The organism is Klebsiella planticola, assembly GCF_000783935.2.
Lineage (GTDB): Bacteria > Pseudomonadota > Gammaproteobacteria > Enterobacterales > Enterobacteriaceae > Klebsiella > Klebsiella planticola.
The window spans coordinates 2,853,528-2,877,157 of sequence record NZ_CP026047.1 but is presented as its reverse complement, the minus strand read 5'-3'; the positions used below and the strand labels follow the sequence as shown (position 1 = coordinate 2,877,157).

The 23,630-nt window shown below is 53.9% G+C and carries 24 protein-coding genes; 6 read left to right on the top strand and 18 right to left on the bottom strand.

Annotated features, from left to right (window positions below; genetic code table 11):
• Positions 1-33: 33 nt before the first annotated feature.
• The 4 genes from ppnP to aroL form a co-directional block, all read right to left on the bottom strand.
• A complete protein-coding gene (gene ppnP / locus MC50_RS13945) occupies positions 34-318 on the bottom strand; it encodes a pyrimidine/purine nucleoside phosphorylase (protein ID WP_002890284.1) in 285 nt (94 codons plus the stop codon).
• Positions 319-405: 87 nt separating this feature from the next.
• A complete protein-coding gene (locus tag MC50_RS13940; protein WP_099001304.1) occupies positions 406-1,083 on the bottom strand; it encodes an AroM family protein in 678 nt (225 codons plus the stop codon).
• 251 nt (positions 1,084-1,334) lie between these two features.
• Positions 1,335-1,526: a YaiA family protein gene (locus MC50_RS13935; RefSeq protein WP_004858514.1), complete on the bottom strand. Its 192-nt coding sequence runs from the start codon at positions 1,524-1,526 to the stop codon at positions 1,335-1,337.
• Between the two features lie 97 nt (positions 1,527-1,623).
• Entirely contained in the window at positions 1,624-2,181 is a 558-nt protein-coding gene (aroL, locus tag MC50_RS13930) for a shikimate kinase AroL (protein ID WP_032689289.1), read from the bottom strand.
• A 334-nt stretch (positions 2,182-2,515) separates the two neighbouring features.
• Between aroL and MC50_RS13925 the strand changes: the two genes are divergently transcribed.
• Positions 2,516-3,217 carry a DUF2076 domain-containing protein gene (locus tag MC50_RS13925; RefSeq protein WP_047664176.1) on the top strand — a complete coding sequence of 234 codons (702 nt, stop codon included), beginning with the start codon at positions 2,516-2,518 and terminating at the stop codon, positions 3,215-3,217.
• On the opposite strand, the gene MC50_RS13920 is transcribed toward MC50_RS13925, so the two are convergent.
• Positions 3,214-3,672, bottom strand: a complete 459-nt coding sequence (locus MC50_RS13920) for a YaiI/YqxD family protein (RefSeq protein ID WP_032689291.1) — start codon at positions 3,670-3,672, stop codon at positions 3,214-3,216. The genes MC50_RS13925 and MC50_RS13920 overlap by 4 nt on opposite strands.
• A 116-nt stretch (positions 3,673-3,788) precedes the next feature.
• Between MC50_RS13920 and proC the strand changes: the two genes are divergently transcribed.
• Positions 3,789-4,598, top strand: coding sequence for a pyrroline-5-carboxylate reductase (proC, locus tag MC50_RS13915; protein WP_032689292.1), 810 nt, complete (start codon positions 3,789-3,791; stop codon positions 4,596-4,598).
• 75 nt (positions 4,599-4,673) lie between these two features.
• Here proC and psiF read toward each other — a convergent pair whose 3' ends face one another.
• From psiF to MC50_RS13880, 7 genes are all read right to left on the bottom strand, one after another.
• Entirely contained in the window at positions 4,674-4,994 is a 321-nt protein-coding gene (gene psiF, locus MC50_RS13910) for a phosphate starvation-inducible protein PsiF (protein WP_032689293.1), read from the bottom strand.
• A 91-nt stretch (positions 4,995-5,085) separates the two neighbouring features.
• Positions 5,086-6,516 carry an alkaline phosphatase gene (gene phoA, locus MC50_RS13905; RefSeq protein ID WP_032689323.1) on the bottom strand — a complete coding sequence of 477 codons (1,431 nt, stop codon included), beginning with the start codon at positions 6,514-6,516 and terminating at the stop codon, positions 5,086-5,088.
• Positions 6,517-6,603: 87 nt separating this feature from the next.
• The gene (gene iraP / locus MC50_RS13900) at positions 6,604-6,864 is read right to left on the bottom strand and encodes an anti-adapter protein IraP (protein WP_004858488.1); all 261 of its coding nucleotides are present in this window, start codon (positions 6,862-6,864) and stop codon (positions 6,604-6,606) included.
• Between the two features lie 229 nt (positions 6,865-7,093).
• The gene (idnR, locus tag MC50_RS13895) at positions 7,094-8,086 is read right to left on the bottom strand and encodes a DNA-binding transcriptional regulator IdnR (protein ID WP_032689294.1); all 993 of its coding nucleotides are present in this window, start codon (positions 8,084-8,086) and stop codon (positions 7,094-7,096) included.
• 65 nt (positions 8,087-8,151) lie between these two features.
• Positions 8,152-9,441, bottom strand: coding sequence for an MFS transporter (locus tag MC50_RS13890; protein ID WP_032689295.1), 1,290 nt, complete (start codon positions 9,439-9,441; stop codon positions 8,152-8,154).
• 104 nt (positions 9,442-9,545) lie between these two features.
• A complete protein-coding gene (gene idnO / locus MC50_RS13885; RefSeq protein ID WP_047664174.1) occupies positions 9,546-10,310 on the bottom strand; it encodes a gluconate 5-dehydrogenase in 765 nt (254 codons plus the stop codon).
• Positions 10,311-10,489: 179 nt separating this feature from the next.
• Positions 10,490-11,689, bottom strand: coding sequence for a multidrug efflux MFS transporter (locus MC50_RS13880; protein WP_004858477.1), 1,200 nt, complete (start codon positions 11,687-11,689; stop codon positions 10,490-10,492).
• 303 nt (positions 11,690-11,992) lie between these two features.
• On the opposite strand from MC50_RS13880, the gene ddlA reads away from it, so the two are divergent.
• On the top strand, positions 11,993-13,090 hold the full coding sequence (gene ddlA / locus MC50_RS13875; protein WP_032689298.1) for a D-alanine--D-alanine ligase: 1,098 nt from the start codon (positions 11,993-11,995) through the stop codon (positions 13,088-13,090).
• Positions 13,091-13,192: 102 nt separating this feature from the next.
• On the opposite strand, the gene MC50_RS13870 is transcribed toward ddlA, so the two are convergent.
• Entirely contained in the window at positions 13,193-13,402 is a 210-nt protein-coding gene (locus tag MC50_RS13870; protein ID WP_004858472.1) for a DUF2754 family protein, read from the bottom strand.
• A gap of 252 nt (positions 13,403-13,654) precedes the next feature.
• Between MC50_RS13870 and MC50_RS13865 the strand changes: the two genes are divergently transcribed.
• Positions 13,655-13,957, top strand: a complete 303-nt coding sequence (locus tag MC50_RS13865; protein WP_032696570.1) for a DUF2755 family protein — start codon at positions 13,655-13,657, stop codon at positions 13,955-13,957.
• On the opposite strand, the gene MC50_RS13860 is transcribed toward MC50_RS13865, so the two are convergent.
• From MC50_RS13860 to MC50_RS13850, 3 genes are all read right to left on the bottom strand, one after another.
• Positions 13,954-15,084: a DUF1615 domain-containing protein gene (locus MC50_RS13860; protein ID WP_032689299.1), complete on the bottom strand. Its 1,131-nt coding sequence runs from the start codon at positions 15,082-15,084 to the stop codon at positions 13,954-13,956. The two genes, MC50_RS13865 and MC50_RS13860, sit on opposite strands and share 4 nt — an antisense overlap.
• A gap of 37 nt (positions 15,085-15,121) precedes the next feature.
• Positions 15,122-16,342 (bottom strand): peptide antibiotic transporter SbmA, encoded by a 1,221-nt coding sequence (sbmA, locus tag MC50_RS13855; RefSeq protein ID WP_032689300.1) that lies wholly within the window; start codon positions 16,340-16,342, stop codon positions 15,122-15,124.
• Positions 16,343-16,461: 119 nt separating this feature from the next.
• Entirely contained in the window at positions 16,462-16,995 is a 534-nt protein-coding gene (locus MC50_RS13850; protein ID WP_046853038.1) for a cysteine hydrolase family protein, read from the bottom strand.
• Positions 16,996-17,195: 200 nt separating this feature from the next.
• On the opposite strand from MC50_RS13850, the gene ampH reads away from it, so the two are divergent.
• Positions 17,196-18,353 carry a D-alanyl-D-alanine-carboxypeptidase/endopeptidase AmpH gene (gene ampH, locus MC50_RS13845; RefSeq protein ID WP_047664173.1) on the top strand — a complete coding sequence of 386 codons (1,158 nt, stop codon included), beginning with the start codon at positions 17,196-17,198 and terminating at the stop codon, positions 18,351-18,353.
• Between the two features lie 18 nt (positions 18,354-18,371).
• Here the strand turns inward: ampH and iprA are convergent, their stop codons facing one another.
• Together iprA and ehaB are read right to left on the bottom strand one after the other, a co-directional pair.
• On the bottom strand, positions 18,372-18,995 hold the full coding sequence (iprA, locus tag MC50_RS13840; RefSeq protein ID WP_047664171.1) for a hydrogen peroxide resistance inhibitor IprA: 624 nt from the start codon (positions 18,993-18,995) through the stop codon (positions 18,372-18,374).
• 91 nt (positions 18,996-19,086) lie between these two features.
• Positions 19,087-22,014, bottom strand: a complete 2,928-nt coding sequence (gene ehaB / locus MC50_RS13835) for an autotransporter adhesin EhaB (protein ID WP_047664169.1) — start codon at positions 22,012-22,014, stop codon at positions 19,087-19,089.
• A gap of 502 nt (positions 22,015-22,516) precedes the next feature.
• Between ehaB and hemB the strand changes: the two genes are divergently transcribed.
• Positions 22,517-23,491 carry a porphobilinogen synthase gene (gene hemB / locus MC50_RS13830; RefSeq protein WP_004858446.1) on the top strand — a complete coding sequence of 325 codons (975 nt, stop codon included), beginning with the start codon at positions 22,517-22,519 and terminating at the stop codon, positions 23,489-23,491.
• The last annotated feature ends 139 nt before the right edge of the window (positions 23,492-23,630 follow it).

Here is a 23,630-nt window from a genome sequence, read left to right as displayed (position 1 = left end):
CATGCCTTCCTGCCGCAGCAGGAAGGCGATGAATCACAGATAGCGGCACAGATAAGAGGTTGGCTCAGCCACCTGCAGATGAAACTCGCTGTTGCCTGGGACATTGAACACTTCACCGGCGGCATACACTTTCCACTCGGTTTCCCCCGGCAGCAGCACATTCAGCGCACCGCTCACCACCGTCATCTCTTCCGGCTGCGCGGTACCAAAGGTATATTCCCCTTCTGCCATCACCCCGACGCTCGCGCGACCGGTGCTGCTGCTGGTGAAGCCAATCGATTTCACTTTTCCGTCGAAGTATTCATTGCTTTGAAGCATAAACAAGCCCTTATGATCTTTTGTTGAAGCCTCAATATAGGGGGCGCTCCTTGCCCCTGTCACGCAAAATTAATCTATCGGACCATGTTAAACTAATAGTTCTGCAGCCAACCGGGAAACCAGCACATTTGACAGCAGAACCGGCACATCCAGCGCTTTTTGCAATACGTCGCGATGATGCTGGTGGTAACCCAGGCAGTCCAGCACCAGCACATCGGCGCCCTGCTCCAGCAGCGCCCGTCCGGCGCTCAATAAATCACTATCGCTGCCGCTTATCGGGTTGGCTAACGCATAGTAAGGCGCGTTATCTAACGAAAGCCACTTTTGCCGCTGCATGGGCAGCACCTCCTCAACGGGAACGATAACCCCGACCTGATGACCGTCAACAATCGACGCCACCAGCGGCGGAATAATCCGCTGCGGCTCCAGTAAAATGGCATTGCGCGCCGTGAGGCCGCTGAGCATTTCGGAACTCAAAAACAGAATGACATCATATTCTTGCCTGTCGAGCATCGCGATAATATGCTTTAAATCACGCTCGACCTTCTGGCGCGAAACCTCGGCCGGCTGGTTGTCATTCAATAACGTCAGCAGGCATTCATCGCCGGAATCAACAGCATAATCTTCCATAACGTCTTCACGCGTCATTTTGCCTAACAGGCTAATATGAGTGATCTGCTCTTCCCTGATATGTTCGGTTAAAAGCGGCAAAACTTCAGCCACCGGTACCACGCCAACGGTTAAAATTGCCATCGTTGTACTCATATCACGTACCTTTTCACTACCACTGCTTCAGCACAGGCTTACTGCACACCACTTCGCCCCCCTGTTGACTAAAAATCAACCGTCCAGAAGCGTAGCAGCTTACCGCCGCCGTTGAATGTAAAGATTGATGTGACCTCAGGCGCGTGCCTGAAAAATCCGTACCTTAGGGAATCATCAGCAGGGCTGATGAATTAAAAATGTGATGGAGGCCCGGTATTACTCTGCGTAAAGAGAATTCCGGGCGGGCGAGATTATGATTTATCCGGGTCTTCGTAGCGCTGTTTCGCGTCCAGCGCTTCCTGCTCGGTGGGGTGTTCACTGATCAGTGAATCGGGCGTCGGGAAATCGGCACGCAGCTGATACCAGGTCTCCCCCTGACCTGCGGGCCCTTTCGCAACGGCAACGATACGCGCTTCTCTCGGATATGGAGGTTGGGTTGGCATAGCTCTTCCTTCTTCGGCGATCAGAGCTATTAAGTATAGGGGCCCCTGCATCGTTTACCGTCAGTAAAGTCTTAACTCGCCGCGCGGCCGGCTCCCCCTACTCCCTTGCGGTCTCGGCGCATTGAGCCTCTTGCGGCGCAGAGACATTCTGCAACGTCGCCAGAATTTGTCCGACGACGTCATCCGGCGTCGCGGTGGCATCGATAATATGATGCGCGGTTGCGCGATACAGCGCTTCCCGCTGCGCCAGCACTTCGCCGACTTCATCGCGTACCGGTTTGCCGGTCAGCGTCGGCCGCTGCTCGGTTTTCGGATACGCTTCAAGGCGGGCGATCAGCGCCGAAACCGGCACCTGCAGGTAAATCACCACGCCGTTTTCGCGCATGAACTGGCGGTTAACTTCAGCCAGAATAATGCCGCCGCCGGTCGCAACCACCGTTTCCGGCCGCGTGGCCGCTTTCAGCGCCTCTGATTCCAGCTCACGAAAACGCGCCCAGCCCTCCTGCTCAACAATAGTCGCGACCGTACGCTGCTCGCGCTCCTGCAGCGCATGATCGGTATCGGTGAACTGGTAATGACGCGCCCGCGCCAGCGCATGGCCGATTGTCGTTTTACCGCAGCCGCGCGGCCCGATGAGAAAGATTGGCAATGTCATTACCGAAGACCCCCTGGTTCCGCATATCGCGGGAAAATGAATACGAAGAGTAAGCAATGGCACCGGCAAAATCGCCGGCAATGATCGTAAAACAAACGTTACATCGCTCTAACAAAACCTGTTCACCACAGATGGCAAAAGGATTTATCGCGTAAACCTATCATTGCATTAAGTGTTATTCCAGATTTACTTATTCAAAAAGGTTATTTTTCAGCCGCTGGCTGGCGTAAACGGTAACACATTTATGCATAGCTTTACGCATCAACATATTTACAACATGGCGCGTTCAGTCGCACTCTGACGCTAAACGACCAGTATGACAGAGGAAAGTACCATGCAATCTGAAGAACAACGCCTTATTGATGGACTGTTTTCCCGCCTGAAAGAGGCCGGGACGCAGAGCGCTTCGCGCGATGCCAGCGCCGAGGAGCGGATTGCGCAACACATGAAAGAGCAGCCCGCCGCGCCCTATTACATGGCGCAAACGATACTGATCCAGGAAGCCGCCATCAAGCAGCTCAACGATCGTATCCAGGCGCTGGAAAGCCAGGTGACGCAACTACAGGCGGCAAAACCGAGCAGCGGCGGGTTCCTCTCCGGCTTGTTTGGCGGCGGTCAGAGCCGCGGCTCCGACCCCATTCCTGGGGCCGAACAATATGGCCGCCCTCAGGCCAGCGCGCAACCGCAGTATGCGCCGCAAATGCCGCAGCAAAACTATGCGCCGCAGGCGGCGCGCAGCAGCGGCGGCTTTATGGCCGGCGCGCTACAAACGGCGGCAGGTGTGGCAGGCGGCGTGGTGCTGGGCAACATGCTGACCAATATGTTCAGCGGCTCGCATCCGCAGGAAATCGTCAATATTATTGAAGAAAAACCGCAGCCTGACCTTAACCAGACGCAGGAACTGTCCGCCGCGGACGATCCGTTCCGTCAGGACGATAATCAGTTCCTCGCGGATAACAACACCTGGAACTCTGACTTCGACGCGGGTATGGGTAACGACGACGATTTCGGCGGCGATGACGACAGCTGGGTTTAACCCTGCGGGCGTTTTGTCTCTGACAGCCACTTCTCCAGCGCGGCGGCGAATTGTTGCCGATCGCGCTGCGACAAACTATCCGGGCCGCCGGTTTGTACGCCGCTGGCCCGCATCGTTTCCATAAAATCACGCATCGTCAGACGTTCGCGAATGGTCGCATCGCTGTAGCGCTCGCCGCGCGGATTTAAGGCTGCAGCGCCCTTGGCCAGAACTTCCGCCGCCAGCGGAATATCGGCGGTAATCACCAGGTCGCCCGGTTCACAGAGGCGGACAATTTCGTTATCGGCCACATCAAACCCCTGCGGCACGCGCAGCGTGCGGATCACCCGCGATGGCGGCACCCGCAGCGGCTGGTTGGCAACCAGCGTCAGCGAGGTCTGCGTACGCTCGGCGGCGCGGAATAAAATCTCTTTAATGACGTTCGGACACGCGTCCGCATCAACCCAAATAGCCATTCCGGCTCCTGTCGACGAAAAAGGGAGCCATCATTGTCACCTGCTTTTGTCCCCCGGGGAAGCGCTGGAGTGATAAGCTAGAGAACTCACGACAAAATAAGCAAAGGGGAACGGTGATGGAGAAGAAAATTGGCTTTATCGGCTGCGGGAATATGGGTAAGGCCATTCTGGGCGGTCTGATCGCCAGCGGACAGGTGCAGCCTGGGCAAATTTGGGTCTACACCCCGTCGCCGGACAAAGTGGCGGCCCTGCACGACCAGTACGGCATCAATGCCGCGCAGAGCGCACAGGAAGTCGCTCAGGTCGCCGATATCATTTTCGGCGCGGTCAAGCCGGGGATCATGATTAAAGTGCTCAGCGAAGTCGCCTCCAGCCTGAATAAAGACTCGCTGGTTATCTCAATTGCCGCTGGCGTCACCCTCGATCAGCTGGCACGGGCGCTGGGCCACGATCGCAAGATCGTCCGCGCGATGCCGAACACCCCGTCGCTGGTTAACGCCGGGATGACCTCAGTGACGCCTAACGCGCTGGTGACCAGCGAAGAGGTCGCCGAAACGCTGACGATTTTCCGCTGCTTCGGCCAGGCTGAAATTATCGCTGAGCCGATGATCCACCCGGTGGTGGGCGTGAGCGGTTCCGCGCCGGCCTACGTCTTCATGTTTATTGAAGCGATGGCGGACGCTGCCGTTCTCGGCGGTATGCCACGCGCTCAGGCCTACAAATTTGCCGCTCAGGCGGTGATGGGGTCGGCAAAGATGGTTCTGGAAAGCGGGGAACATCCGGGGACGCTGAAAGATATGGTCTGCTCGCCAGGCGGCACCACCATCGAAGCCGTGCGGGTACTGGAAGAGAAAGGGTTCCGCTCTGCGGTCATCGAGGCCATGGTCAAATGCATGGAAAAATCAGAGAAGCTCAGCCGCTCCTGATCCCCGCCTCATGTTGATATCGGGTGAGGAGTCTCCTCACCCGTTTTTACGCCGTCTGCTTCGACAGAGGCACGCTTATCCCTGTTTCTTCAGGCAGGCGCTCATAAACTTATTACGATCGTCCCCTTTCAGAGACTGCTGGGTCGCCTGAGCGTTGCACTCGCGCATTTTTTGCTGCTGAGGCGTCAGCCCCTTACTTTCCGGCGCCGGCGCATCTTTCTTGAGGCACTGACTCATAAACGCTTTACGCTCGTCCCCTTTCAGCGTTTTCGACGAGGCCTCTTTGTTGCAGGTCGTCATTTTTTGCTGCTGGGGCGTGGGCGTTTTTTCCGCGGCATTCACCGCCGTCACAAAGATAAGACCAAAAAGCAGGGTTACCAACAATGTTATTTTCATCACACCATCCTTTTGTCAGTCAATCTCTGTAAGTCTGGTCGCTGATGGGAAAAAAACCAGCCGATGACCACAATTCGCCATCGGCAGCGGCTTATTTCAGACCCAGCGCGGCTTTCATGGTGTAGAACAGATCGGTCTGATCGGTTAACCCCACCACGTTTGCGGCATGCGGACCGTAGGCGGCAATGCGCAGCTGCGTGCCGGTATGTTCCATCGACTCCTCTTCCGAGTTGCCGTAGCTCATGACCATCACCGAGCCGTCTTTGGTCGTCAGCGCCTGAGTCAGGCCCGGAGCTTTGGAATCGGCCGGAATAATCTGGCTGGAGTGCGCGTGGTCAGCGGTGACAACGACCAGCGTGTTACCCTCTTTTTTGGCAAACTCCAGCGCTTTTTGTACCGCTTCATCAAGGTCGACGGTTTCGCCAATCTGACCGCACGGGTTCGCCGCATGATCCTGTTTATCGATAGAGGCGCCCTCAACCTGCAGGAAGAATCCTTTCTCGTTGCTGCTCAGAAGACCGATCGCTTTCTCGGTCATCTGCGCCAGCGTCGGAACGGAAGCGTCACGTTTGCTGTTCGGAGTGCAGGTTATCGCCGGCTTATCAATATTCCCGTGGTAAGAGGCTTTCGGCCCTTCCCAGCGTACCGGCATGTTGCCGTCGGCGAAAAGGCCCAGCAGCGGTTTGCCCTGGTTGGCTTCGCTGACCGCGGCCAGCGAGCTGGCATCGGTGACAATCTGGTAGCCGCGGGCAATGGCCTGTTCATGCAGCGTTTTGCCCTGCCATTCGCCGGCCGTCGCGGTTTCGGCGAACGTTTTTGCCCCGCCGCCTAAGGTCACGTCCGCGCGGGCATTCAGCAGCTGCTCGGTAATTGAGCCTTTACCGCCCTTTTCCAGCGCGTTGCCGGGACATTTTTCGCTGGTGACGCTCGGGCCGTAGCATTTACGCGAAGTCACATGTGCAACCAGCGCCGCTGGCGTGGCATCCTGCAGTTCTGCCGTGGAGACGTTGCCAGTGGCAAACCCTGCGGCCTTCGCCAGCTCGAGGATGGTCTGATGATCTTTTTCATGAATATCGACCCCCAGCGCGCCGTTATAGCTTTTTACGCCGGTCGTCCAGGCGGTAGCGGACGCGGCGGAATCGGTGACGTAATCCGGTTTGCCGGTTTTCTTATCCAGAGAATAATGCGTGTACTGACCGGTCAGCGGCAGCGCATCAATGCCCTTAAAGAAACCGCCGGCGCCTTCGGCATAATTGCGCGCCGCCGTAATTTCAGAATCGCCCATCCCGTCGCCAATCAGCAAAATAATATTTTTTGCGGGTTTGTTGATTAACGAGGCCTGCAGCGCGGCAGTTTGATCGCCGCTTAAACGGCGCGCGCCGCCGGGCGTCGTGATATCGCCCTGAGCGGCACGATTTTCCAGAACCGGGGCAGCCGTGGTTTCTGCATGAATAACCGGGGAGCCCAGCAGAGGTAACAGGGCAATAACGAGGGCATTTAATTTCACTTTTGTCGTCTCCATGTAAAAATACTTAAAAAACAAAACGAGGGAGACTTTATAAAAGCGAGATGACAGTAAAATGACAGCATCCATGTCCTGTCAAAAGAACTAACTACGCGGATGCCGCAACAGCTTTTTTATATATTGCTGCAACAGCTGAGCATCGCGATCGTCCACCAGCGGACCGGGGCTTGCCTGCTCAATAGCGTGCTCAATATCGTTAATTAATGCCTGCTGCGCATCCTGCGCCATATGGCGGAGCAGCGCCGTCACGACAACTTCCAGCGCCTCAACCTGCACCGTCAGTTCCTTTGCTTCTTCCTCCTTTTGCGCCAGGTTTACCAGTAGTTCAGCAATAAGATTCTTCACAGCACTGTATCCTTATGCGGGTTCCATTATTTGCTAGTTATGTCATACATTCGCCTTCGGATACCAGTATTATTTTTTAAAAATGATTGTTTGTCTCGCAATATAATAAGCGAAACGTTTTGCTCATTCGACGATCGCCACCAGGAATAAACTCAAGGTGAGAACAATACTTTTCATAACTAAATTCAATAGATAATAATAAAAAAGAATATTGCTATTCCGGTAATAATTATAACGTATCGCCATAATATATCTGATAGGCCAAATTCACGCTATCTGGCGCATCTTTCCCCGCCAGACGGGCAATCAGGATTTCACTCGCCGTTTTACCGATGTCATAACGAGGAGTAATGACGCTGGCGATTTTTTGCAGCCGCGCGCGACCAATTTCCAGCCCGTGGAAGCCAGCAATCGCTATCTCCTGCGGCACCGCAATCCCCTGCGCCTGACACTCCAGCAGCACGCCGACTGCCAGATCGTCATTGGTACAAAAAATCGCGTCAATATCCGGGTGCGATTGCTGCATTTGCAGGAACATCTGACGGCCCAGCGCCACCGAGGAGATGGTACGCGGCGTGATGTGATACGCCTTCAGGCCACAGGCCGCCACCGCCTGTTCAGTCCCACGGAAACGACTCAGATCGCGGGGATCGTCCATCGAACCAAAAAAGGCGATTTTTCGTTTGCCGCTTTCGAGAAACGCATGAGCCATATCCCAGCCGGCTTTCTCGTTATCAAACCCCACCTGGATATCGAGCGGCTGCCCGCCGATGTCCATCAGCTCCGCTACCGGGATGCCGCTAGCGCGGACATACTGGATCATGCGGTCAGTGTGCTGCTTACCGGTTAGAATCAGCCCATCGATATTGTAGGAGAGCAAATTGAGCACTTCGCGCTCTTCACGCTGCGGATCGTAGCCGTAATTGGCGATCAGGGTCTGATACTGGTGGGCGGAAGTGACGGATTCAATACCGGCGAGCACATCGGCGAATATCTGGTTGCGAAAGGAGGGAATCAGCACGCCGATGGTTTTACTGCGAGCATTGAGCAGGATTTCCGGCGCCCGGTTAGGAATATAGTTGTTCTCTTCCATGACCTTAGCGATCAATTCACGGCTACGCTGCGATACCTGGCCCGGGTCTCGTAAATAACGGCTGACCGTCATTTTATTAAGTCCGGCCAGGTTCGCGATATCCTGTAATGTCATCCGGTTGTTTTTCATCGGGTTCTCTGCGACAAACGACTCATATGCTCGCAGAGAACCTTACCACAGCCGCTTCGATTCTGTTAACCCGCAAGCTTTTTTGTCGTCATCAGCGCAGAAGTTCGATCGTCGTTGGCCCGCACGTTGTACATCAGCACCACCGATGCCAGCAGCGCGATGGCCATAAAGGTGTACGACGCGCCAGGCCCGCCCATGATGCCATTGAGGTAGCCCACCAGCCAGGCGCCAAGGAAAGCACCGAGCGCGCCGAAGCTATTAATTAACCCCATCGACACCCCCGATACGTTGCGCGGCAGCAGCTCCGGGATCAGCGCGAAGAAGGGGCCATATGGCGCATACATGCAGGCGGCGGCGAGAACCAGCAGCCCGTAGGAGAACCAGAAAGACTGATTGCCGATCATCCAGGAACCGAAGAACGCCACGGCGGCAATCAGCAACAGCGGCCAGATGAACAGTTTACGATTCTGGAATTTATCCGACAGCCAGGAGACCGTCAGCATCAGACAAATCGCCGCCAGATAGGGAACCGCCGCCAGCCAGCCGACGGCGACGATATCCATCTGCGCGGCATTTTTCAGAATCGACGGCATCCACATCATGAAACCATAAACCCCGATACTCCACAGCGCATGGACAGCGCACAGCATGATCACGTTGCGTGAACGCAGCGCCTCGCCATAGTTGCGCACCGGTTTGATATGGCTCTGTTCGCTATCCATCGCCTGTTGCAGAACCTGTTTCTCCTGCGCATTCAGCCAGGAGACCTCCGACGGTTTATCTCGCACCAGAATCCACCAGCAGATAGCCCATAGCACCGCCGGAATGCCTTCGATAATAAACATTTCCCGCCAGCCCCAGGACTGAATCAGGTAGCCGGAGACAATCGACATCCACAATACCGTCACCGGGTTGCCAAGAATCAGGAAGGTATTGGCGCGTGAACGCTCGGTTTTGGTAAACCAGTTGCTGATATAAATCAGCATCGCCGGCATCACCGCCGCCTCGACGATCCCGAGCGTAAAGCGAATAACCATTAACATCGGAATATTGCTGACAAACCCGGTGGCCGCCGCGCAAAAGCCCCATAATACCAGGCTGAAGAAAATCATTTTTCGCACGCTGCGTTTTACGGCGTACATGGCACCGGGAACCTGGAAAAAGAAATAGCCCAGGAAGAAGAGAGCACCAATAAGCGATGCCGTTCCTTTGGTAATTCCTAAATCACTTTCAATACCGGCAGCGGCGGCGAAACCATAATTCGCACGATCGAGATACGCCAGACTATAGGTAATAAAAATTACCGGCATTAAATACCACCAGCGACGCGCTGGTAATTTCGCGAGCATTTGCATATGCCATCCTCAGATAAAGTGCATAATCAAACGGGGTTCATTATTTTATATCTTCATCAGCTTTCTGGCGGCCGGAGTGCGGCCGCTAAAAGGCGACGCACGACTCACACGGCGGCAAGCATCCCGCCATCAACAAACAACAGATGTCCATTCACAAAATTAGCCGCCGGGGAGGCCAGATAGACCGCGGCGCCAATTAATTCTTCCGGTTTTCCCCAGCGCGCGGCGGGGGTTCTTTGATAGAGCCAGGCAGAAAAATCCCGATCGTTAACTAATGCCGCGGTCATTTCTGTGGCAAAATAACCCGGCGCAATACCATTAACCTGAATATTATATTCGGCCAACTCGACACACATTCCACGCGTCAGCATTTTGACCGCCCCTTTCGATGCGGCATACGGTGTAATAGTCTTACGACCTAATTCACTCTGCATTGAACAAATATTAATTATTTTCCCGGAACGGCGCCTCATCATATATTTAGCCACCTGCTGAGAAACAAGGAAAACCCCTTTCTGGTTAACCTCAATAACCTGGTCCCACTCATCCTCAGGAAATTCGGTGAAGGGATAACGACGCTGGATCCCGGCGTTGTTAATCAAAATATCAATCGCCCCGATCTGCGCCTCAATCCGCGCAACGGCCTGCTCAACCTCGGCGCTGCGGGTGACATCAAAAGCCACGCCCGTCGCACGATAGCCCTGCGCACACAGCGCCTGTGCCGCAGCGTCCGCTTTCTGCTGCGTGCGGTCGTTGATAATAATCTCGGCCCCATACTCCGCCAGGCCTTCCGCCAGCAGATAGCCAATACCTCTGGCGGAGCCGGTGATCAGCGCGCGCTTGCCGGATAAATCAAATAAATTTTTCATAAAAACTCTTTTCCATGTGCTGTTATGCGTAACTGTATACGCGTAACAGTTGTATTTTAAAGAGGGAAAAGAAGAGAAATGATCAATTTGTGATCAGTGCGACATTTGCCGGCGATGGGCGGAAGGGAGAGATCTGAACGCGGCATTTACGCGCAGGCGTAAATGCCGGGAGACAGGCACTAGGCGGCGGTACGGCGACTGCGTTGCAGCATCACGGCCAGCTGCCAAAGGTTAATCAGCACGATAACGGCGGTGGCAATAAAGACCCAGCGAAAACCGGCCATTGCCGATACCGAAGCGCCGATCAGCGGCCCGACCACATTTCCCAGGTACATAAACGACTGGTTATAACCGAAAATACGCCCGGTCACCTTATCGCTGCTGTATTTGAGCAGCAGAGTCTGTACCGCCGGCAGCATTGCGCCATCGGCAAAGCCCAGCAGGAAACGCAAGACGCCCAGCTGCAGCGGGGTGGTGACGAACGACATGGCGAAAAACATTACCACCGCGCAGCACAAGGTGGCCAGCAAGATGCGCGAGGTTCCGATGCGATCGCCAAGTTTGCCTAAACGCGGCGCGGAGATCAGCGCGGAAACCCCGGGCACGGCGGCAATCATCCCGGCGAGAAAGGCGATATTGTTGCTGTCCGGCGCCATTGACTTGATAAACAACGCCAGTATCGGACCAATAGAGCCATTGCACAGTTGAATGACCAGGGTTGTGAAAAACAGGCTAATCACCAGTCCCGGATAAGGTAGCGACGCCAGCACTTCCCTGCCGCTTAAGCGATCGGCCTTGCTGGTCTGCGGCCGGACACCCTCTTTAATCAGAAATAGCGTGACGAGAAAACTGACCGTCAGCAGAATCGCGGTGATAAAAAAGACCGCCCGCAGCCCAACATGGTCGGCCAGAAAGCCGCCCAGCAGCGGCCCGCCGATAACTCCGCTGATTTGCGCCGTCGATAGCGTACTGAGCGCCCAGCCGCTGCGTTCCCGTGGCACCTGAGAGGCCACCAGCGCCATCGCGTTCGGAATATAGCCTGAGGTCAACCCCATCACCGCACGCAGGATAAACAGCTGCCAGACGTTGGTGGCGAAGGCCTGAAGCAGAATGGCAATCGCCATACCCAGGGAGGCGCGCAGCAGCATCAGCTTGCGCCCTTTCCGATCGGCCAGACTGCCCCACATGGGGGAGACAATAGCCGACACCAGGAAGGTGACGCTGAACGTCAGCCCCGACCACATCGATAAAGCCTCGTGAGACGTCACGCCGAGCTGGGAAACATAAAGCGGCAAAAAAGGCAGAATTTGACTGATCGCCAGGCCGGTGAAAAAGCAACCAAACCAGACGGAGATGAGATTGACCTTCCAGGATTCCATAACTACACGTATTCATTAATTTTTTGTGAATTATTACCTAGCTTAGCAATTTCCACTCATCGACGTATTACCAGAGATGCGCTGAGCCCGAGTTTAGTGTTTTATCGCTCGATTAAATTTTTTATCGAAGATTATCAGGACCAACCGCCGCCCCTTCAGCGCGTTCTGCTGACCTGCAGGGTGCACTGGATGGCAATCGAACAGCTTTTAGCCTGCCGCTTTCCGGGAGCAACATTCTGGCAGCCATGCGCGCATTGCACATGCTATGTTATGTGCTTTGTTGTCATCAGGATGGAAGTTGAAATGGCTAAGATGAGGGTTGGGATCGTTTTTGGCGGTAAGTCGGCAGAACATGAAGTGTCGCTGCAATCGGCGAAAAATATCGTTGAAGCAATTGATAAAACACGCTTTGATGTCGTTCTGCTCGGCATTGATAAACAGGGACTCTGGCATATCAACGATGCCGGAAACTATCTGTTAAACCCGCAGGATCCTGCCCGTATTGCCCTGCGTCCTTCCGACGTCACGCTGGCGCAAATTCCCGGCCGTGACGCGCAGCAGCTGATCGACGCCGACAGCGGCCAACCGCTGGCCGCCATCGATGTGATTTTCCCGATTGTCCACGGTACCCTCGGGGAAGACGGCTCGCTGCAGGGGATGCTGCGCATGGCTAACCTGCCCTTCGTCGGCTCCGACGTCCTCGGGTCCGCCGCCTGCATGGACAAAGACGTCACCAAGCGCCTGCTGCGTGATGCCGGACTGGCGATTGCCCCGTTCATCACCCTGACCCGCGCCAATCGCCAGCAGTTCAGCTTTACGCAGGTGAAAGACAAACTCGGCCTGCCGCTGTTTGTCAAACCGGCCAACCAGGGGTCTTCGGTAGGCGTCAGCAAAGTCAACACCGAAGAGCAGTACCAGCAGGCGGTCGCGCTGGCCTTTGAATTCGATCATAAAGTGGTGGTGGAACAAGGGATTAAAGGACGGGAAATTGAGTGTGCGGTGCTGGGGAACGATCATCCTCAGGCCAGTACCTGCGGCGAAATCGTCCTGAACAGCGAATTCTACGCCTACGATACCAAGTACATCGACGATCAGGGGGCGAAAGTGGTGGTTCCTGCGGCCATTGCCAGCGATATCAACGATAAAATCCGCGATGTTGCCATTCAGGCCTACCAGACGCTGGGCTGCAGCGGCATGGCGCGCGTTGATGTTTTCCTGACGGAAGACAACGAGGTTATCATTAACGAAATCAATACGCTGCCAGGCTTTACCAACATCAGTATGTATCCGAAGCTGTGGCAGGCCAGCGGCCTGGACTACACCAGCCTGATCAGCCGCCTGATTGAACTGGCGCTGGAGCGCCATGCGGCAGACCGCGCGCTGAAGACATCCATGAACTGATGCTCTTTCCCCGGGTGACGGCGCGTGGCGCCTTACCCGGGCTATCTGAGGCGCAGCGCCTCAAGCCCAGCCCATCTTCCCGCCACGGAGAACGCGTGCGGCCTAGGCTTCCTCCACCCCGGTCTGACGGCGGCGGATAATCTTTCCGGCAATCCAGAAGCTAATCACCCAGGTCACCAGCCCGACGGCATAGGATTGCCAGCCTTGCGTTTCAAAGCCCAGCAGCCCCACCACGCCGTTCAGAATAAAAATTAATCCCAGCGCAAACGCGTAGTAATGCCAGTCACGGCGGATTTTTTCAGTGAGTTTCATAGCCCCTCCGACAACAAAAAAAGCATCTTCGCACAGCCGGAATCCGCGGTCTGTAGCCCCGGGGAGAATTATCACACATTGGGATATCGCTCTAAGTTCTGCACAATGATCCGCCCCCGCGCCGGACAGAAAACAGGAATATTCCTGGTCGTAAATTACCAGCAATCTGATATTGAGAAACCCTTCCCGCTGCCAGAATAATCGCTATGCCGCGATGCAAAACCAGCAGGTCAGTCAAGTTCGGAGGGTAAGATGGCTGAGTTCGCCTTTTCAAAATCACTTATTGCCGCTAAAAAAAGAAGCGCCATCACCCGCAGCAATATTGCCTATGCCCTGTTTGTGCTGTTCTGTTTCTGGGCCGGCGCGCAGATGTTAAGTATGCTGGTACATGCCCCCGGCGTTTTCGAGCACCTGATGCAAATCCAGGACAACAGCTCGCCGCGAATTAAGATTGGGCTGGCGGTGGGGACCCTGTTTGGTCTGATCCCCTTCCTGTTCGGCGGCCTGTTGATCGGAACGCTGGGGCTTATCCTGCGCTGGAGCGATAATCGCTAGCGGCGCGCCATACAGCTGGCCCGCCGCTCATCAACGCGTTTCGCAAACCAGGCTGTGGTCAGATTGCGCGTAATTTTAGGGCTCTCAAGCTGAATCCCCGGCAGTATCTCTCGCGGCAGCGCTTTGCCTGCTTTCTTATCCGCCAGACGGAAAACCTGCTGGTACAGTTCGGTTTTTTCAAACGCCAGGCTGTCGCCTTTTTTCAACTGTCGGTGGATGTCATCATCGCTCATCGCCAGCTTCCCGGCTAAACGGCGTACCGCCAGCTCCGTCGTCCCTGCATCATCGCTATCATAACGAATTAAATCACCGTCCAGCGCCAGCTTCACGCCGCTCGCTTTACTGACGGCATTCTGAAACGCAGCATTGCGGCTGGCGTACCAGCCCGCGTTAAAGTCAGCAAAACGGTACAGCGGCACGCTGTAGTTTGCCGGATAGTTGAGCAGGTGCCAGGTACCAAACCACAGGCCGCCGCGCAGGCTGAACACCTCCTGGCGCACGGTGCCGTTGATTTTCCACGGATAGCCATCGGTATGCTGTTCGGCAAAAGCAATGCTCACCTGCATCGGGCCACCGGTATGCACCGGGTTGAGTGAACCGAATAACTTCTGCCCCATAGGCACCATGCCGATAAAATCGTCAAACACGGCGCTAAGCTGCTTTTCCGTTTTCACGTTGTCCAGCCGCTCGCTGTAGCTTTTGCCGTTGGGTGACGGAATTTTCAGCGCCGTATGCACAAGGAAAACCGGGATATGCATCTTCTCGGCCCGGCGGTCTATCTCTTGCCAGGCGATTTTGCTCAGCCCCGGCACCACCGGATCGGATTGATAGTTGGACTCCTGCTGCGCGACCGCCAGCACCGAACAGACGTTCTCTTCCGTCGGCGCCAGCTTCTGACTTTCGAAGGTTTTGGCAATCGCCTGCGCCCATTCGTCCCTGTCCTTCACGCTGGCGGGCATTTTTTGCCTGACCACGGCGGCAACGTCAACGGGCTTTTCGCCCTCTTTGAGTACCGGCGCCGTGTTGCTGGTACAGGCGCTCAGAACCCCCCCAGCCAGCAGCGTCAGGGCGCAGGAAACTCGACGTGGTACCGCGGCTGCCCTGCACTTTCCTTGTCTCTGTATCATCCTTCAGTCTGCCTCTGCTATGGGTAGGGATCGGTAATCAGTTTAGCGTCTGGGTAACGGGCTGCAGCTCTTTACCATCAAGTTCGCGTTCAAAACTACGCAGACGTTTGTAGATGGACATCAGTTCCACCAGCGTCGTCCACGAGCTAATCAGATACTGGAACGAGCCGCGTACCTGGCCGAACACGTTGGTAATCTGCGTCATCAGGCCCAGCGTAATCGTACCGGCAACGATCGACGGAAACAGCAGGAACAAACCGAAAACGTTATCCACCTGCAGATAAAGAATGCGGGCGATGTTGAAATACATGTAGTGGAAATAGAGGCGGAAATAGTTGCGACGAACGGCGCTAAACAGCTCGCGCACCGTCGGCGGCGTGGCGCGGGATTCATCATCTTCGCCATACACCAGCTCTTTACGATATGCCGCTTCCACGCGCTGGTTTTTAAATTCCAGCCCCGGCAGTTTGATCCCCACGACCGCCAGCAAACCGGTCCCCATCAGGGACCACACCACCGCTGCAATCACCAGGCCATACGGCAGATGGCCCACAATCGGCAGATCCGGCACGTGTTCAGACAACGTAACCAGCACCGGCAGGAAGGCAATCAGCGTCATGACGGCGTTGATAAAACTCACGCCCATATCCTCAAGGGTGGAGGCAAAGCGCATGGTATCTTCCTGCACACGCTGAGCGGCACCTTCGATGTGGCGCAGGTGATGCCAGTGGGCCATATAGTGTTCGTTCATCGCCGTACGCCAGCGGAAAACGTAGTGGCTGACGAAGAAGTTGTTCATCACGCCAATAATCACCGCGATCACCGCAATGCCAAGGAACACGCCAATTTCCTGATAGAACTGGTTAATACTGACTTTGTGCGGCGTGGCCAGCGCGGTCTGGATCAGATCGTAGAACGGCGCATACCAGGCGTTGATCGCCACCCCAACTTCCACCAGAAACCAGGTGACGAAGATGATCAAAGAGGTGCCGAGAATTGACCAGTATTGCCAGCGGTGCGGGCTGTAGGTAAACCAAAACAGCGCAAAAACGCCCACGCAGAAAACGTAGTAGGCATAAAACACCAGATAGTTCAGCGACCAGAATCGCGCAGCGCTGATGGCAACATTTTGTGATGCCCCGGTTAAACGCAGCAGCCAGTCGCCACCGCCCGCCTGCCAAAAGATCACTGCAAGCAGCGACCAGACAAAGGCAGAAAGAAAAAACGGCCCCGGTTTGGGGAAAAAAGATTTAAACATCATCTACTCCTGCTAACTTCTTTATCGTTCTGGCTATGCTGTGTACCACGAAGACGCCCGCCGCATCACTGTAGCAGCCTGGGGAGGGCGGTCGGATGATGAGACCAAATATCAGCAGCTTAGTTCGTCTGCCATTCGGCCAGAATTGTTTCTACGGATTTCACGCGGACAGGATTTCCGGGTACGGTTAGCGTACGCCAGACATCGTTGTAGTGGTCAATCAGCGTTGCGGCCTGCGCAGCCGGACGGTTCGCCGTGGTGTGCGCATCCTCAGCCACGGTGATGGCATAGCCGCGGCTGGCACCATTTTTGATGGTGGTATCGACACAGTAATCGGTCGCGCAGCCGCAAATCACGAACTGGTGGATTTGCTGCTCGCTCAGTACCTGCTCAAGACATGTTTTATAGAACGCATCGCAGGCGGTTTTCGTGACATAGAGGGCGTCTGCGGGGGGTTCCAGCTCCGCCAGCAGCGCAAAGCCTTCGCCCCCTTCTTCCAGACCGCCGTCCTCGGCATGCTGAATAAAAATCACGCGATCCGCGGCGCGAATCAGACGGTTAATATGCGCGACGCAGCGTTCGCGCTCAATACGCGGCGTCGCAAAGACGCCATTTTGCATATCTACTACCATCACCACTCGTTGAGCCGCCATATTTCTCTCTCGTCACCCGATACATCAAACGCTCATCATACGCGCCCACCGGGGAAAGCGGATATCCGAAAGCATAAAAAAGTCCTTTTTACGCACGGTTACGTTTTTCTGCTAAATATTGTCGTTATTCCACTTCGTTCAGCCGCGCTTCGTAGTATAAATATGCCCTATATCTCCTCTTATCATTATGGATACCCCAGTTGAAACGTAGTCTGCTTATTTTTGCTGCGCTGTGTGCGGCGTCATGGACATCGGTCCAGGCAGCTCAACCGATCGTTGACCCGGAATTTGCCGCCAATGTAGTCGATCGTTACGCCAACCATATCTATTACGGTAGCGGTGCCACCGGCATGGCGCTGGTTGTTATTGATGGCAACCAGCGCGTGTTTCGCAGCTTTGGCGAAACGCGTCCGGGCAACAATGAGCATCCGCAGCTGGATTCGGTTATCCGCATTGCTTCGCTGAGTAAACTGATGACCAGCGAGATGCTGGTAAAAATGCTCGATCAGGGCGTCGTGAAGCTCAACGACCCGCTCAGTAAATACGCGCCGCCGGGTGCCCGGGTGCCGACGTATCAGGGCACGCCGATTACGTTGGTCAACCTGGCGACCCATACCAGCGCGCTGCCGCGCGAACAGCCCGGTGGTGCGCCGCATCGTCCGGTCTTCGTCTGGCCAACGCGCCAGGATCGCTGGTCGTGGTTGTCGACAGCATCGCTGAAAGCAGCCCCGGGGTCGCAGGCCGCCTACTCCAACCTCGCGTTTGATCTGCTGGCAGACGCCCTCTCTACGGCTGCCGGGAAACCCTATCCGCAGCTATTTGAAGAGCAAATCACCCGGCCGCTGGGTATGAAAGACACCACCTTTACACCCTCACCGGATCAGTGCCGCCGTCTGATGGTCGCCGAGAAAGGCGCCAGCCCGTGCAACAATACGCTGGCAGCGATCGGCAGCGGCGGCGTCTACTCGACGCCGGGCGATATGATGCGCTGGATGCAGCAGTTCCTTTCCTCCGATTTCTACACCCGCGGGCAGCAGGCTGACCGTATGCAGACGTTAATTTATCAACGTAACCAGCTAACACGGGTTATCGGTATGGATGTGCCGGGCAAAGCTGACGCCCTGGGTCTTGGCTGGGTCTATATGAAGCCGAAAAATGGCCAACCGGGGATTATTCAAAAGACCGGCGGCGGCGGCGGATTCATTACCTATATGGCCATGAACCCGCAGGCCAATATCGGCGCTTTTGTGGTGGTCACCCGTTCATCGCTGACCCGCTTTAGTAATATGAGCAACGGTATTAACGATCTGGTCAGCGAACTCAGCGGCGGACAGCCGGCGTCAATCCCGGAGTCCTGATTTATTCTCGCGACCGAATTAATAATCTGAAGGCAAATGGTTGATGCTAACCAGTTTGCCTTTATCCATCTCGATATATCCGCCCTTGCGCAGGGCGGCAAGTACTTCGGCAACGACAGAGCGTGAAATACGCGTTTTTTGATGAATATAATTCATCACTCCAATACGAAAACGCAATTTTTCATCCCAGTCAATCATCGACAGTAACGTCGCCCGAATTTGTTCATAGGAATTATGACCAATCAATTGTAAATCGCGTTGTTCCATAATACGACTATGCCATACCAACCAACAGAATGCGTCGCGCCACAAATTATTCTGTTCAACTATTTTAAGCGCTTGTGAAGAAGGAAGGTGGTAACCCTTACATTTCCCTTCCGTCATTAATTGATATCGGATCTCATTTTTCATCACGCCATCAGCCAACCCGATAATAAAAGGAGCCTGGGCGATGCCAATGAGTATATTTTCGTTTCTACGCAGAGAAATCACGCCCTCCAGAATGACAACCGTTTCGGCGCAATGTATATCATTAACAAATATAATCTGTTTTTCACGACAAAACTCGAAGTGAGTGCCATATCTGGACAAGTATGGATCTAGCTGACCAAATGCATCAAGCGGTTTACTCAGCGATAACATTGATTCGTTCCTGACAATAATGCCCGTCAAATCCTTGACGGGCATAGTCTTCGATTAAATATCTACAATGTTTTTCTCACTGTAAATAATCTTACCAGGTATATTTAACGCCCACGTTAGCGGCCCAGTCTTGATCCACATCACCACCGCCGAGATAGCTAACATCCGAGTAGGCGCTGAAGTTGCGGGTAAAACTGAACTGCGTACCCAGCCCAACACGAACCGCAGAACCTTCGGTACCGTTATTGATCGAATCACCGTTTACGTCAGCGTGATTGCTGGCATCGTCATACACATAGGCCAGTTTGAAGTAAGGCGTCAGCGCCTGATCATTACCGTAGGTAAAGGTATAACCCGCATCAACGCCCAGCTCATAGCGCATACTGTCGTAAGACTGACCACCCACTTTCATGCCATTGCTCAGGCGATAGTCGTCACCAGACTGGAATAAACCAGATATGCTGCCATACGGCGTCACATAGCCAGCATGACCCAACTTCGCGTCATAGCCCAGCTTCAGACCAAAGCCCCAGGCATCTGAAGAGGTACTGCCGTCAACGTACTGACCGTTACTCATGTTGGCCGACAGTTCGTTGTTGAAGTGAGAGTAGTTAACAGAACCGTCAAGAAAAAAGTTGTTTGCAAAATGAGCTGAAGTGTAGAGGTAAGCCGTCTGGCTGTCCTGATCCACCTGACCGCTACGATCGCTCAGATCGCCTTTCACAAAGCCCGCCGCAGCACCGACGATCCACTTAGCATCGTTACCGTCAATTTTGCTATCAAGACCCACCATGACGCCGTTAACATTCTGATCGTAGCTGATAGTGCCGTTGTCACCGTTGAAGCTACCGCCAAAGTAGCTTCCCCAGGCCCCCCCGTTATCGGTCAGACCATGACGCGACTGGGTCAGGCGAGTCGCCACGGTATCCTGCTGCAGATTCCAGATATTGCTGTTGGCAGACGGGATGCTCAGCGCCATGTTCGCATAGTCGGTCAGCCGGCTCTGCTCCATAACAACGGTGTTGCCTTCCTGCTTAGCCTGGTAGGTGTAAGCACCGAGATCGGCTTTGTTAGCCGCAGAAAAGGTGGCAGTGCTGTTTTTGTCGTTAACATAAACCAGCTCTTTACCTTTGTAATCAGCAATAGAACCCTTACCATCCGCATTATCAATACGAACCTTGTAATTGCCGGTTGCGGCCGCAACGTTGTCGCCTGCGTTATCCACTTCGGACTGGTCGAAAGACGTGTCGGCGTCACCATTACCATTCACGGTCAGATGACCATCAGAGTTCATCGCGATTGTGCCGTAGCCGTAATTAGACCTGGTGGTGTCATTAGTACGATCGTTCGTGAGATCGGCATTCAGCACGAAGTTATTGCTATGTACTTTCAGCACACCAGAATGCACATTCCCGTGTGTATCCGTCGCACTGGTCAGATTCAGCGTATCGGCCTGCAGCGCGTACGCCGTGCTATTGCCCATATCCAACATACCATTGTTAGTGATATTGATTGTGTTGGCATACAGTGCGGAATCATCCACGCCCCAGCCAGCGGAGACATCATCGGCAATCGTTACGTTACTATTATCAATGGTCAGTGCGTTGGTCGCTACATGGCCATCTTCATTGATTTTCAGCGCAGAACCGCCGGTCAGAGAGATCGTGTCAGAAACCAGGGTGGAATCCGCTACGCTCACGACAGAACCACCGTTGATGCTCAAGGTATCAATCAGAGAAGTTTTGGTAGTATCCCAGCGCGAGCCGCCGTTCAACGTCACATTAAACAGACCACTCTGGTAGACTTCGTTGCCAATGACATGGCCGTTTTCATCATAGGCCGTGTCGCTGTTATTGATACCATAAGTCGACCATGGCCAGAGGCTATTCGCGGTAATATCAAGCAGCGTTGCAGTTGCTTCAGTACCCACAGCAAAGCTGTCATAAACGCCATCGCCATCGGAATCTACTTGATGCATGGACATCGCTGCCCCTACCCACTTACTGCCGTTATTTAACGTGACATCCATACGGTCAGTACCATCCCGACCGTTAGTATCTACCGCAGAATCGGTATCACGATAGCTGTCCGCACCATTCGGGAAGAAATTCTCGTCAAAATTACTGGAAAACAGGATATCGCCCATGAGGGTAGAATTTGTGAGGTTAACGGTCGTCTGCATCGCGTTATCCGCATGCGGATTTGCGATGGCAGAGATCGCAATATCATCGGCATTAAAACCGGTACCGCTATAAGTGCTGGCATTATTGTTGTTACCGAACCAACCAGAGGTGCCTTCATCTGACCATGAACCTGACGTCACGGTAGAGTCCATCACATTGATTGCGTTATGAAATACTTCGCTGCTGTCGACGCCCGTGCTGACAGTATTATCGTCAGTATCTCTCCACTCATAACCCTGAGTCAGATCAATACCCGCGACATGGGAGTTATTTTTGATAACCAGATCCACCTCTTGATCCAGCGTAATAGCTGTCCCAAGGTCATAAACGTCAACAATATGGGTATCTACGGTGCCATCAGCATGCGTACCGTTATAGGTATAATGTTCATAGTTATCATCAATGGTTGAGTTATCAACGGTCAGCGCCAGACGGTCATAAACATAACCGGTAGCATCGCGATCTACACAAACGGTAGTCATGCACTCAGAGGTGATCATCCCATGAATTGTGCTGTCTTTAATGGTCAGACTATTGCTATTGGTGTTGGTTGCAAGCCCATCATCCAGATAGTAAGTAGAGATCACGCCATTGACGACAGCTTTATTAATTACCGGATAAATATCACCATTATAAATACTATCAGTCGCGTAATTATTCCAGCCGACATAACCATTATAGTAAACGCCGTCAGCATAGGCTGCGTCATTATAATGTTTAAATGTTGTATAGGTGGTTCCAGAAATATCAGTAGAAGCACTTGCCTGAGAGGTGACTGCCAAAGTGCAGGCTAATGCTAATTGTGAAACTACAAATTTCTTTTTCCAAGGGTGCATTTGTCATCCCTCCTCGGGGACGTAATATCGTTGATCCATCAATTATTAATGCATAGAAGAATATTATTATGCTTCGCGACAACGATTATGCGGTATCACCAGAGAAAGGTTCAATTATTCTTCACCTAAAGTCCGAAACCGGACAATAATCTCATGATACAAGCCGGTAGTTTAAAAAAGAAAAACAAATAATTTCAGTTAATTAAAAAGAAGCAGGCATACCATACAACAAATTAATATTTAAACCCCAAAACAAAAACCCAATGAATAAATCGGAATAAGATTCAATGTTTTTCAAAAGTCAATAAATTCATCAATAGTTAACACATGCAAAAAAAATAAAAATATCACCTGCTAGTATGTTTAATTCATCACACCTATTAGATTCACACTCTCATTATCGCCGTCCCTTGCACGGGCCACTTTTGAGCCACTTTCGTAAAACACCCGTACGCAAACTCAGGTATACTGCGCTCTTTCATTTCACAAAATCAGGCAAACCATGACAGATTTAATCACTCGCCCCCGCCGTTTGCGTCAATCCGCTGCGCTGCGCGCCATGTTTGAAGAGACAACACTGAGTTTGAACGACCTGGTGTTGCCGATCTTTGTTGAAGAAGAAATCGACGATTACAAAGCCATCGAGGCCATGCCTGGCGTGATGCGCATTCCGGAAAAATACCTGGCGCGGGAAATCGAGCGTATCGCCAACGCCGGTATCCGCTCGGTGATGACCTTCGGTATTTCGCACCACACCGACGCGACCGGCAGCGATGCCTGGAATGAGAACGGCCTGGTGGCGCGTATGTCACGCATCAGTAAGGATGCCGTACCGGAGATGATTGTCATGTCCGATACCTGCTTCTGTGAATACACCTCACACGGCCACTGCGGCGTATTATGCGATCACGGCGTCGACAACGACGCTACCCTGGTGAACCTTGGCAAACAGGCGGTGGTTGCCGCTGCGGCGGGCGCCGATTTTATTGCCCCCTCTGCGGCAATGGATGGTCAGGTGCAGGCGATTCGCCAGGCGCTGGACGCCGCCGGTTTTACCCGGACAGCCATCATGTCCTACTCCACCAAGTTTGCCTCTTCATTCTATGGCCCGTTCCGCGAAGCGGCCGGTACCGCGCTGAAAGGCGATCGTAAAACCTATCAGATGAGCCCGATGAACCGCCGTGAAGCCATTCGCGAATCCTTGCTGGATGAAGCCCAGGGCGCAGATTGCCTGATGGTCAAACCGGCCGGCGCCTATCTTGATATTCTGCGCGATATCCGCGAGCGCAGCGATCTGCCCCTCGGCGCCTACCAGGTGAGCGGCGAATACGCGATGATCAAATTTGCCGCTCAGGCCGGCGCTATCGACGAAGAAAAAGTGGTGCTGGAAAGCCTGGGCGCCATTAAGCGCGCCGGTGCCGATCTGATCTTCAGCTACTTCGCCCTCGATCTGGCTGAAAAGAAAATCCTGCGTTAATTCCCTGTCATTCCCCCGGTGGCGCTACGCTTACCGGGGCTCCGGTAACCCGGGCCAGGCGCCAGCCGCAGCCCGGGGCAATGGACTTGCGCCAGTCCCAAATCTTCACTCAACTGTAATCTGAGCGACATCTGCACCT

What these genes read in the sequence shown, in the direction of transcription:
- iprA (WP_047664171.1), bottom strand. Translation starts at nt 18,995, where the DNA reads ATGTTATCGCTGAGTAAACCGCTTGATGCATTTGGTCAGCTAGATCCA.
- sbmA (WP_032689300.1), bottom strand. Translation starts at nt 16,342, where the DNA reads ATGTTTAAATCTTTTTTCCCCAAACCGGGGCCGTTTTTTCTTTCTGCC.
- MC50_RS13940 (WP_099001304.1), bottom strand. Translation starts at nt 1,083, where the DNA reads ATGAGTACAACGATGGCAATTTTAACCGTTGGCGTGGTACCGGTGGCT.
- proC (WP_032689292.1), top strand. Translation starts at nt 3,789, where the DNA reads ATGGAGAAGAAAATTGGCTTTATCGGCTGCGGGAATATGGGTAAGGCC.
- ppnP (WP_002890284.1), bottom strand. Translation starts at nt 318, where the DNA reads ATGCTTCAAAGCAATGAATACTTCGACGGAAAAGTGAAATCGATTGGC.
- MC50_RS13860 (WP_032689299.1), bottom strand. Translation starts at nt 15,084, where the DNA reads ATGATACAGAGACAAGGAAAGTGCAGGGCAGCCGCGGTACCACGTCGA.
- MC50_RS13880 (WP_004858477.1), bottom strand. Translation starts at nt 11,689, where the DNA reads ATGGAATCCTGGAAGGTCAATCTCATCTCCGTCTGGTTTGGTTGCTTT.
- MC50_RS13890 (WP_032689295.1), bottom strand. Translation starts at nt 9,441, where the DNA reads ATGCAAATGCTCGCGAAATTACCAGCGCGTCGCTGGTGGTATTTAATG.
- idnO (WP_047664174.1), bottom strand. Translation starts at nt 10,310, where the DNA reads ATGAAAAATTTATTTGATTTATCCGGCAAGCGCGCGCTGATCACCGGC.
- idnR (WP_032689294.1), bottom strand. Translation starts at nt 8,086, where the DNA reads ATGAAAAACAACCGGATGACATTACAGGATATCGCGAACCTGGCCGGA.
- MC50_RS13870 (WP_004858472.1), bottom strand. Translation starts at nt 13,402, where the DNA reads ATGAAACTCACTGAAAAAATCCGCCGTGACTGGCATTACTACGCGTTT.
- MC50_RS13935 (WP_004858514.1), bottom strand. Translation starts at nt 1,526, where the DNA reads ATGCCAACCCAACCTCCATATCCGAGAGAAGCGCGTATCGTTGCCGTT.
- MC50_RS13920 (WP_032689291.1), bottom strand. Translation starts at nt 3,672, where the DNA reads ATGGCTATTTGGGTTGATGCGGACGCGTGTCCGAACGTCATTAAAGAG.
- aroL (WP_032689289.1), bottom strand. Translation starts at nt 2,181, where the DNA reads ATGACATTGCCAATCTTTCTCATCGGGCCGCGCGGCTGCGGTAAAACG.
- MC50_RS13850 (WP_046853038.1), bottom strand. Translation starts at nt 16,995, where the DNA reads ATGGCGGCTCAACGAGTGGTGATGGTAGTAGATATGCAAAATGGCGTC.
- psiF (WP_032689293.1), bottom strand. Translation starts at nt 4,994, where the DNA reads ATGAAAATAACATTGTTGGTAACCCTGCTTTTTGGTCTTATCTTTGTG.
- ehaB (WP_047664169.1), bottom strand. Translation starts at nt 22,014, where the DNA reads ATGCACCCTTGGAAAAAGAAATTTGTAGTTTCACAATTAGCATTAGCC.
- MC50_RS13865 (WP_032696570.1), top strand. Translation starts at nt 13,655, where the DNA reads ATGGCTGAGTTCGCCTTTTCAAAATCACTTATTGCCGCTAAAAAAAGA.
- MC50_RS13925 (WP_047664176.1), top strand. Translation starts at nt 2,516, where the DNA reads ATGCAATCTGAAGAACAACGCCTTATTGATGGACTGTTTTCCCGCCTG.
- phoA (WP_032689323.1), bottom strand. Translation starts at nt 6,516, where the DNA reads ATGGAGACGACAAAAGTGAAATTAAATGCCCTCGTTATTGCCCTGTTA.
- ddlA (WP_032689298.1), top strand. Translation starts at nt 11,993, where the DNA reads ATGGCTAAGATGAGGGTTGGGATCGTTTTTGGCGGTAAGTCGGCAGAA.
- hemB (WP_004858446.1), top strand. Translation starts at nt 22,517, where the DNA reads ATGACAGATTTAATCACTCGCCCCCGCCGTTTGCGTCAATCCGCTGCG.